Genomic DNA, 9,636 nt, shown 5'->3' with positions numbered 1-9,636 from the left:
AACAAATAATCAATGAAGAAAGTATTTAATGAAGAAGTGATGCGTCATCTTAATCCCTTCTTGCAAAAGTCGACGGTTATCAAAAAACCTCAAGAAACCATTGGTATTTCAACCAGAAAAGAGAGTTCGATTTCAATAAAGCAATATCAATCCAAATTTGTTGAAAAAGAAAATTTCTACAAACCAATTTCAAAGATTTTTTAATGGAACAAGGATGCTTCATACTTCACTCAAATTGTATTCCCGTAAGAGGAAATAGTGGTAGCGTAATATGTGATTTGCAAAGGAATAGATATGATGTGATTCCCAACGACTTATGTGATATTCTGCAGAAGTATAATAGAAAAAAGTCAGTAAAGGAAATTAAATCTATATTCGAGAATAAGTTTGATGAAATTATTGATGAATATTTTCAGTTTTTGAGACAATTTGATTACATTTATTTTTTTGATAAACCTGATTATTTTCCTGAACTTTCTCTATATTTTGATTATCCTTTTGAAATTTCAAATTGTATTATTGACATTGATGAGAAGACCTTAGATTTTAAAAAAATTTGTGATCAGTTAGAGGCACATCGTTGTAAATTTTTAGAAATAAGAAATTTTAGTGATGATCAAAAACAATTATTGCAAATTGTGAATTATATTACGGAAAAACAATACATAATCAAATCGATTAGTATTGTTATGCAATATAATGAGGAACAAAGTTTACCTTATTTCGAAAACTTAATGAGTCAGTTTAAACGAATATCTTTTATAACAGTTTATGACAGTCCTGTGAACAAAGTACAAAATATGGTAAATCAGGGGTTAGGTTGTATTATTTTTCTTAAAGATAAAAAAAAATCAGCTTTAAATTGTGGGTGCATTTCGCAAATGCATTTTAGCACTAACATTAAATGTTTTACCGAATCGCAACATCATAACTCCTGCCTCCACAAAAAGATTGCTATTGATGCGAGTGGAAATATTAGAAATTGTCCCAGTATGTCTCAAAGCTTCGGTAATATTAAAGACACGACTTTAGAAGAAGCGTTGGCACATCCAGATTTTAAAAAATATTGGAACCTTACTAAAGATCAGATTGAAGTTTGTAAAGATTGTGAGTTTCGCTATATTTGTACAGATTGTAGAGCATATACCGAAAGAACCCATACCAACATTGAAGGCTTAGATACTTCTAAACCTTTAAAATGTGGTTATAATCCATACACTGGAGAGTGGATGGAATGGAGCACAAATCTACTTAAACAAAAGGCCATCAAATATTATGGTATGGAAGAATTGGTAAAGAAATCGTAATTTGTCATTTAAGATTCGTCATTTGAAAAAATTCCCATTTTACAAACAACCCGACGCCAAAGATTGCGGTCCTACTTGCTTACGAATTGTAAGCAAATTTTATGGAAAGACGATTCCTTTGCAACAGATTCGCAATCTGTCTGAGACCACCAGAGAGGGGAGTTCTCTTTTGGGATTAAGCGATGCCGCAGAAAATATGGGTTTTCGGTCATTGGGTGTTCAGATAGATTTTAATACCCTCAAAGACGAAGTTCCGTTGCCTTGTATTGTTCATTGGAACAAAGTTCACTTTGTGGTGGTGTACAAAATTGATAAGAATGATGTGGTCTATATTTCTGATCCCAGTTATGGCTTAATCACCTACACCAAAGAAGAATTTATCAAAAACTGGATAGGACAAAACGCCACCGAAGAAACCGAAGAAGGGATTGCGCTACTTTTAGAAACCACCCCAGCTTTTTATCAAAATGAGTTTGATGATGTAGAAAGTAAAGCCAGTTTCAAATTTCTGTCTAAATATTTATTCAAATACAAATCACTGGTTTTTCAATTGGCGGTTGGATTGTTGGCTGGAAGTTTGCTTTCGCTCATCTTTCCATTTCTTACGCAAAGCATGGTAGATGTGGGAATCCAAAACCAAGACCTTAATTTCATCTACCTGGTTTTATTGGCTCAAGTGATGCTTTTTTTTGGAGGAATGGGAATAGAAGTCATGCGAAGTTGGATTTTGCTCCACCTTTCTACCCGGATTAATATTTCTATTATTTCCGATTTCTTTATCAAGCTCATGAATCTTCCTATAAGCTTTTTTGATACAAGAATGACAGGAGATATTATGCAGAGAATCAATGATCACCACAGAATTGAGCAGCTCTTAACCAGTTCTTCACTTAGTACGCTGTTTTCGTTGGTTAATTTAGTTATTTACAGCATCGTTTTACTGTTTTACGATTACCGATTGTTTTTGGTTTTCTTGGTCGGAGCCGTTTTATATGTGTTATGGATTTCCTTTTTCCTCAAAAAACGAAAAGAACTTGACTATAAAAGATTTTCACAAATTTCTCAAGAACAAAGCAAAGTCATCGAACTCGTCAACGGAATGCAGGAAATAAAAATGCACAACGCCGAAAAACAAAAACGGTGGGGTTGGGAATTTCTACAGGTGAAATTGTTTAAACTGAGAATTAAGTCCCTTTCACTAGAACAATGGCAATCCGTTGGAGGTAATTTCATCAATACCATGAAAGATATTTTGGTGAGTTTTCTTTCCGCTAAATTAGTGTTAGATGGGAATTTAACTTTAGGGATGATGCTCTCTGTTCAATACATTATCGGGCAACTAAACTCCCCACTTTTACAATTGATCGATTTTATCAAACAGACCCAAGATGCCAAAATCTCTTTGGAAAGATTGGGAGAAATCCATGATAAGGAGGATGAAGAAAATAAAGATGAGCAATATGCAACAGACATCCCGAGGCAAGATATTGAAGTGAAAGAAGTTTCCTTCCGTTACATTGGTTCTGACCAGTTTGTTTTTGAAAATTTAAACTTGATCATTCCATTTCAAAAAACTACCGCCATCGTTGGAGCAAGCGGAAGTGGAAAAACGACTCTTCTTAAACTACTTATGAAATTCTATGAGCCCAATGAAGGCGAAATCAAACTCGGAAATACTAATCTAAAAAACATTTCCCCAAGAACATGGCGAGATCATTGTGGCGTGGTAATGCAGGAAGGCTATGTTTTCAATGATACCATAGCGGAAAATATTGCAGTTGGAGAAGATTATATCGACAAGCAAAAACTGAGAAAAGCCGTAGAAATTGCTAATATAAAGGACTTTGTGGAAAGTTTACCATTGTCATATAATACCAAAATTGGCAATGAAGGAGTTGGCGTAAGTGGAGGGCAAAAACAACGATTATTTATAGCTAGAGCGGTTTATAAATCACCAGATTATATTTTCTTTGACGAAGCCACATCTGCATTAGATGCTAATAATGAAAAAGTCATTATGGAAAATCTAGAACAGTTTTTTGAAGGTAAAACCGCAATTGTAATTGCGCACCGACTTTCGACAGTAAAACATGCCGATAAAATTATTGTTTTAGATAAAGGAAAAGTTGTTGAAGAAGGCAATCACGCAGAATTAGTAGCTCATAAGGGAGAGTATTATCGTTTAGTTAAAAATCAATTGGAACTTGGAAACTAAAAAAGATATATTAGATAACTTAGAATTGCGCTCAGAAGGCGTACAGGATATTTTAACACGTCCACCACATTGGATGATTCGATGGGGGAATACGGTCATTTTTATTATTTTATTGATGGTGCTACTTATGAGCTACTTTATTAAGTATCCAGAGTTTGTACCAGCTCCTATTTTGATAACGTCACAAAATCCGCCAGAGAAAATAGAAGCAAGGACAAGTAGCAAAATAGAGAGAATTTTTATTAAAGATCATCAGGAAGTTCAAGACAATGAAATTTTAATGGTGTTGGAGTCTTCTGCTAGTTACCAAGATATTCTTAAATTAAAGAAATTAATTGATTCTACAACGTCCGACCAAGTTTATACATTTCCAACAAATGAAGTTTCAAAATTCAAACTTGGAGAATTACAGGGAGACTACAATAGTTTTGCAAAAGCCTTACAAGATGAGAAGCTGTTTACTCGGCTTCAACCTTATGCTCCGGAAAGTGTAGCAGCCAATCAAAGTATTGCAGAATATAGAAGTAGGATTGCAACAACTCAACAGCAATTAAAGTTAGAACAAGCAAAATTTGATTTAACGAAAAAAAATTATGATCGATCTCAAGTTTTATTTAACCAAGGAGTTATTGCAAAAGTTGAATTAGAGAATGAAAGGATTAAGTATCTTCAGGCAGAACAGAACCTTAAGAGTATTCATATTTCACTTTCTCAGATGCAGGAAGGCATAAGCAGTCTTAATAAAACAAAAAGTGGAACAGCCATCAATACCGAGAAAGATAAAATCAATTATTCTTCTCAATCATTGCAGTTATTTGAGCAGTTGAGAAAGTCACTCAAACAATGGGAGCAGAGCTACTTGATTATATCTTCAACTAATGGAGTGGCAAGTTTTCAACAATTTTTTGGAGAAAATCAATTTGTCAAAGCTGGAGATCCGATGATTTCTATTCTGCCAAAAGATAAACAACAGATCGTAGGAAGGATGGCAATTCCTGCAACTAATTCTGGAAAAGTAAAAACGGGAGAAAAAGTACTTATTAAACTTGATAATTATCGTTATCAAGAATATGGTATTGTGGAAGGAAGGGTTCAGAATATTTCTTTAACAACTGACAAAGACGGGAATTACTATGTAGATGTTATTCTTCCACAAGGACTGAAAACATCATATAATAAGCAACTCCTGTTTGATAAAGAAATGAAAGGTAATGCGGAAATTGTAACGGAGGACTTGAGACTTATTGAGAGATTTTTTTACCAGATCAGAAAATTATTGGGCTACCAAGTGTAAGTTTCTTTGTTTATACTGACAAATAAATTTACCTTATCCCTTCCCACCATTTTTCATAAATAATCGAATCGTTTTTCCAATCTATTTTTTCACCCATTTTTGGAAACAGAATTCTTAGATTTTCGGTGTTTAAAGAATCCATTTTTTTCAAAGGTTCGTCCCAAGAATGCAACGCTAAAACAAATTTGGAATTATGTACCGGAATCATGCGTTTGGCGTTAAGGTCTTTCATAGCTTTCAACTGTTCTCCAGGAAGCATGTGGATGTATTTCCAATCCGTATTATATTGACCGTTTTCGAGGATGGCAACATCAAAACTACCATATTTTTCACCGATTTTTTTGAAATGAGAATCATATCCAGAGTCCCCACCGATGTACATTCGGTTATCGGGAGTTTCTAATACAAAACTTGTCCAAAGAGTCTGATTTCGTTTGAAGCCACGACCCGAAAAATGTCGAGCTGGTTCTGCGGTAATTTTTGAAGTATTATTAATATTGAAAGATTCACTCCAATCTAATTCAACGATTTTATCTAATGGAAAGTTCCAAGACTCCAAATGAGATCCTGTTCCTAATCCAGTCACTACTTTTTTGACTTTTGGTTGAAGTTGGGTCACTGTCTTGTAATCCAAGTGGTCCCAATGGTCATGGGAAATAATGAGTAAGTCCAATTCCGGAATATCATCCGTAGTATAAAGATCAGAACCTGCCATTGCTTTTGTGGTAAAGCTTAAAGGACTCGCGTTTCCACTGAAAACAGGGTCCACTAATATTTTTAATCCATTAATCTGAATATAATACGACGAATGTCCCATCCAAATATAGACATCTTCGTTGGCTGGAATGGATTTCAGGTCTGTTTTTGTAAACTGATAGGGATTTTCAGGCGTTTTATGGTCAACTTTTGCCGTCATAAATCTCCATAAAACGCCAAGAAATGACGCGTTTTCGTCAAAACTTGGGGTGTTGCTTTGGTTTTGGAATGCTCCATCTCGGTATTGAGGAGATTTTTTGATTCGTTCTAACCTTTCTCCTGAAGGGAGTTTTCCAAAACTGGGCTGCTGCATAAAAATAAATGTTCCCAAAACGATTATCAGAACAAATACCAAAAAGTATAAAATCATTTTCTTGAGTGTTTTCATCATATAGTAATGAACGAATGAAATGCAAAAATACTTTAAATATTATGAACCAAAACTTGGAAAAGTTGTAATATTTTTTTTAACTTTAAGTTCACTAAAAATTTAAAAGTTATGCATGATAATGTTATTGTAAAAGAACGTGTAAACGCACCTGTTGATAAGGTTTGGAACGCTTTAACAGATAAAGGTCTTATGAAGGAATGGTATTTTGATATTCCTGATTTTGCACCCGAAGTTCATACTGAGTTTAGTTTTTACGCAGGGTCTGAAGATGATATGTATCACCACCATTGCGAAATTTTGGAGGTAGCTCCAAAACAAAAGCTAAAGCATACTTGGACGTATCCGGCAATTTCTAAAGAAACAACACTTGTGAAATGGGAATTGGAGCAAGATGGCGACGCAACGGTAGTAACACTGACTCATAAAGGAATCGAAAATTTTGATCATCTTGGTGAAAATTTTTCTCATAACAGTTTCGAAAACGGATGGAAAGAAATTGTTGGGAAAAGTTTGAAAAATTTTGTTGAAAATTAATTTTCCAAAAATATTCATTGATAAAATTCCTCAGAACATGGGGAATTTTATTTTTTTTCCGACAAAGATTAATTGACTAAAGATATGAATGTCAAATTCAACTCGCTGCGTCCTATCCTCTGGACTGATAATTTAGAAGAAACGCTCCTATTTTATACAGAAATTCTTGGCTTTGAAATAAGTGAACGCAATGATGATTGGCAATGGGCGTCGCTTCATAAAGATAATGTAGAATTGATGCTTTCAAGCCCTAATCAACATCATGATTACGCAAAGATGGGTTTCAGTGGTTCATTTTATTTCAATGTTACTAATGTAGACTTAGTTTGGCAAAACCTCAATGCTAAGGCCAAAATTTGCTATGAAATTGAAGATTTCCTATGGCGAATGAGGGAGTTCGCTATCTATGACAACAATGGATATATTTTACAGTTTGGCCAAGAGATTGACGGCTAATTTTCTTATTTTTGAAAAAATTTAAATTTAAAATGAAAAAACATTTCATCATTTCTATATTGGCACTTGTTCTATTGACATCGTGCAACAAAGACAAAGAAATTCTTAATACCCTTAATAACTATAATCTCGAAATGGTTTCTACCGGATATCATTTTGGAGATAAAATTACGCTTCCAAATGAAGTGACTGATGAAGCAGAAAGTATCTCTTTAAGAATTGGTGAAAAAGAAATCAAAGACCTGAAGATCGATCCAAGCACTTTTACATTGGGAGATAATGACGTAGTTTTTGTTGTTAAAAAGAAGGATGGAAAAGTCTTAGAACAAGATGCGACGATTAATGTTTTTGCAAAAAATCCCGAAGCTCAGTTAACCTATACTTTGGTGACGACTTATCCTCATAATCCTGATAACTTTGTTCAAGGGTTTGAGTTGGAAGGTAACACTATCTATGAAAGTGATGGACAGTTAGGAGAATCTCAGATTCTAAAATATCAATTAGGAACCACCACTCCAATTGTTGCAACAAAGCAAGGGAATGATATTTTTTCTGAAGGTTCTACCATTGTGGGAGACAAAATTTTTCAACTAACTTGGCAAAATAAAATTATTTATGAGTATGAAAAGTCAAGTTTGAAATTGATTAAGGAATATCCTAATCCAAGTGCAATGGAGCAAGGTTGGGGCTTGACTTATGATGGGAAAAATCTGATTGCATCAGACGGTAGTAAAAATCTATATTTTTTAGATGTCACAGATCCTTCTAAACTTGTTAGATATGTTTCTGTTGCAGGAAATTCTCAGGTCTATGAGCAACTGAATGAATTAGAGTTTCACAATGGATTTGTGTATGCTAATGTTTGGCATGAGCCTATTATCCTAAAGATTAATCCTGCTACTGGTGAAGTTGTAGGGAAATTTGACTTTACAGAAATTGCCAAAAAATATACTGAAACCGATGGAGAAAAAGTGCTTAACGGAATTACCTTCAAAGGGGACAATATGTTGGTGACCGGAAAAAACTGGGACACCATTTATGAAGTAAAAATCAATTGATTTTTTTTGATTAAAAATGGATAGCTCTTTCAGAATTCAAAATTCTGCAAGGGTTTACAATAAACCATAATTTGAATCTTTTAAAATTCATATTCCTTTTCTTTTTCTGTACTATTTCTGCGCAGAAGGTTTTGCCGTTTGATACTTTGAAGCTTAGAGATGTGCAAGATTTTTTTGTGGACGATTATCGCAATATTTATCTCTATAAAAACAAAGATTTCAGTTTCACCAAATACGATTCCATAGGAAATCAAATGGGCAAAATGATGATGACGGTTCCTTTTAAAGTTCAGGGAGTTCAAAATCCTTTGACGATTTTTCTCTTTTCAGAAAATGCGCAAGAACTCAAAATGATGGATGGTAATCTTAACGAGATTCAGAGGGTTGATTTTAGGCAAAAGTTTGGTTTCGTCAAGATGGCTTATGCTGAAGATTTGCAACAAATTTGGATACTCGATGAGAGTTCGAAAAGGTTGTTACAGTATAATTTTCGACAAGACTTTATTATTAATTCGTACCCATTTTATTTTGATTTTATGGGAGTTAAGGATATTTTGGTTTATGAGAATTTGTTTTTTGTCTTGACAGAGGATAAGTTTTGGGTCTATAATTTCAAAGGTGAGAAGAAATACGAAGCCGAAATCAAGGAAGGTAGGAAATTGCGACGTGAGAATAACATTATCTTGGCTATTTCTCAGCATTCGGTTTCGAAATTCGAAAATGGGAAATTGGAAACCGCCTTCGAAAGAGAAGATTCAGAAATTGTGGATAAAAATACCCATTCTTATTTTGAGTGGAAGGACGACAAATTTTATCTTTACCCCGTAAAAGTAAATGCTAATTGATAATCGATGATGAATTTTTTCTGACTGGATTTTTTTTCTTACTTATTTTACATCAAATATATTTTATCAATCATCAATAACATAAAAGATGCACATCGCCATTACAGGAAATATCGGAGCTGGAAAAACTACTTTAACAACTATGCTTTCTAAGCATTATGGATGGGAAGCGCAGTTTGAGGATGTTGACCACAATCCATATTTGGAGGATTTTTATGCAGATATGAGCAAATGGAGTTTTGCATTGCAAATTTATTTTTTAGGGAGTCGTTTTCGTCAAGTGAAGGAAATCAGGGAAAGTGGTAAAAATATCATTCAGGATAGGACGATTTATGAAGATGCGCACATTTTTGCAGAGAATCTTAATGACATGGGACTGCTTTCAGAAAGAGATTTCAATAACTATACTTCGGTTTTTAGCCTAATGAAATCTTTTGTTTCTGCGCCAGATTTACTCATTTATTTGAAGTCCGATGTACCGAATCTCGTAAAGAAAATTTATAAAAGAGGTCGCGAATATGAAGCATCTATTTCCATTGACTATCTTTCTAAGCTCAATGAAAAGTACGAGAAATGGATTTCTAATTATCAAGAAGGAAAGTTGTTGATAATTGAAGTTGATGATTTGGATTTCGTAGACCGACCAGAAGATTTCGGTGTGATTTTAGAAAAAATCGAAGCCGAATTGCACGGGTTGTTTTAAATAACTTAGTTGCGAACCTTTGTGTTTTTTATTAAATTTAACTCTCATTAAACTAAGTGTTTAGTTTAAATAAACTG

The 9,636-nt window shown here is 34.0% G+C and carries 10 protein-coding genes; 9 read left to right on the top strand and 1 reads right to left on the bottom strand.

The window, feature by feature from the left end; genetic code table 11:
- Positions 1–12 precede the first annotated feature (12 nt).
- The 4 genes from AC4AGG_RS13905 to AC4AGG_RS13890 are packed head-to-tail and all read left to right on the top strand — an operon-like array spanning position 13 to position 4,816.
- Positions 13–204, top strand: a complete 192-nt coding sequence (locus AC4AGG_RS13905) for a hypothetical protein (protein ID WP_489772615.1) — start codon at positions 13–15, stop codon at positions 202–204.
- Positions 204–1,307, top strand: a complete 1,104-nt coding sequence (gwsS, locus tag AC4AGG_RS13900) for a grasp-with-spasm system SPASM domain peptide maturase (protein ID WP_489772614.1) — start codon at positions 204–206, stop codon at positions 1,305–1,307. The genes AC4AGG_RS13905 and gwsS overlap by 1 nt, the downstream gene beginning before the upstream one ends.
- A 22-nt stretch (positions 1,308–1,329) precedes the next feature.
- Positions 1,330–3,522, top strand: coding sequence for a peptidase domain-containing ABC transporter (locus tag AC4AGG_RS13895; RefSeq protein WP_489772613.1), 2,193 nt, complete (start codon positions 1,330–1,332; stop codon positions 3,520–3,522).
- Positions 3,512–4,816 (top strand): HlyD family secretion protein, encoded by a 1,305-nt coding sequence (locus AC4AGG_RS13890; RefSeq protein ID WP_489772612.1) that lies wholly within the window; start codon positions 3,512–3,514, stop codon positions 4,814–4,816. Before AC4AGG_RS13895 ends, AC4AGG_RS13890 begins: the two co-directional genes overlap by 11 nt.
- 28 nt (positions 4,817–4,844) lie before the next feature.
- Here the strand turns inward: AC4AGG_RS13890 and AC4AGG_RS13885 are convergent, their stop codons facing one another.
- The gene (locus AC4AGG_RS13885) at positions 4,845–5,942 is read right to left on the bottom strand and encodes an MBL fold metallo-hydrolase (RefSeq protein WP_489772611.1); all 1,098 of its coding nucleotides are present in this window, start codon (positions 5,940–5,942) and stop codon (positions 4,845–4,847) included.
- A 129-nt stretch (positions 5,943–6,071) separates the two neighbouring features.
- On the opposite strand from AC4AGG_RS13885, the gene AC4AGG_RS13880 reads away from it, so the two are divergent.
- The 5 genes from AC4AGG_RS13880 to AC4AGG_RS13860 all read left to right on the top strand — a co-directional run bounded on the left by AC4AGG_RS13880 (position 6,072) and on the right by AC4AGG_RS13860 (position 9,559).
- Positions 6,072–6,497, top strand: a complete 426-nt coding sequence (locus AC4AGG_RS13880; protein ID WP_489772610.1) for an SRPBCC family protein — start codon at positions 6,072–6,074, stop codon at positions 6,495–6,497.
- A gap of 84 nt (positions 6,498–6,581) precedes the next feature.
- Positions 6,582–6,953 (top strand): VOC family protein, encoded by a 372-nt coding sequence (locus tag AC4AGG_RS13875; RefSeq protein ID WP_489772609.1) that lies wholly within the window; start codon positions 6,582–6,584, stop codon positions 6,951–6,953.
- Positions 6,954–6,985: 32 nt separating this feature from the next.
- Entirely contained in the window at positions 6,986–8,011 is a 1,026-nt protein-coding gene (locus AC4AGG_RS13870) for a glutaminyl-peptide cyclotransferase (RefSeq protein WP_489772608.1), read from the top strand.
- Between the two features lie 71 nt (positions 8,012–8,082).
- A complete protein-coding gene (locus AC4AGG_RS13865; protein WP_489772607.1) occupies positions 8,083–8,856 on the top strand; it encodes a hypothetical protein in 774 nt (257 codons plus the stop codon).
- Between the two features lie 88 nt (positions 8,857–8,944).
- The gene (locus AC4AGG_RS13860; protein ID WP_489772606.1) at positions 8,945–9,559 is read left to right on the top strand and encodes a deoxynucleoside kinase; all 615 of its coding nucleotides are present in this window, start codon (positions 8,945–8,947) and stop codon (positions 9,557–9,559) included.
- The last annotated feature ends 77 nt before the right edge of the window (positions 9,560–9,636 follow it).

The sequence above is a fragment of the Chryseobacterium sp. CG10_8 genome (assembly GCF_058117085.1).
Note: the sequence above shows the minus strand (reverse complement) of the source record. Positions and strands in the feature narration are given on the sequence as shown.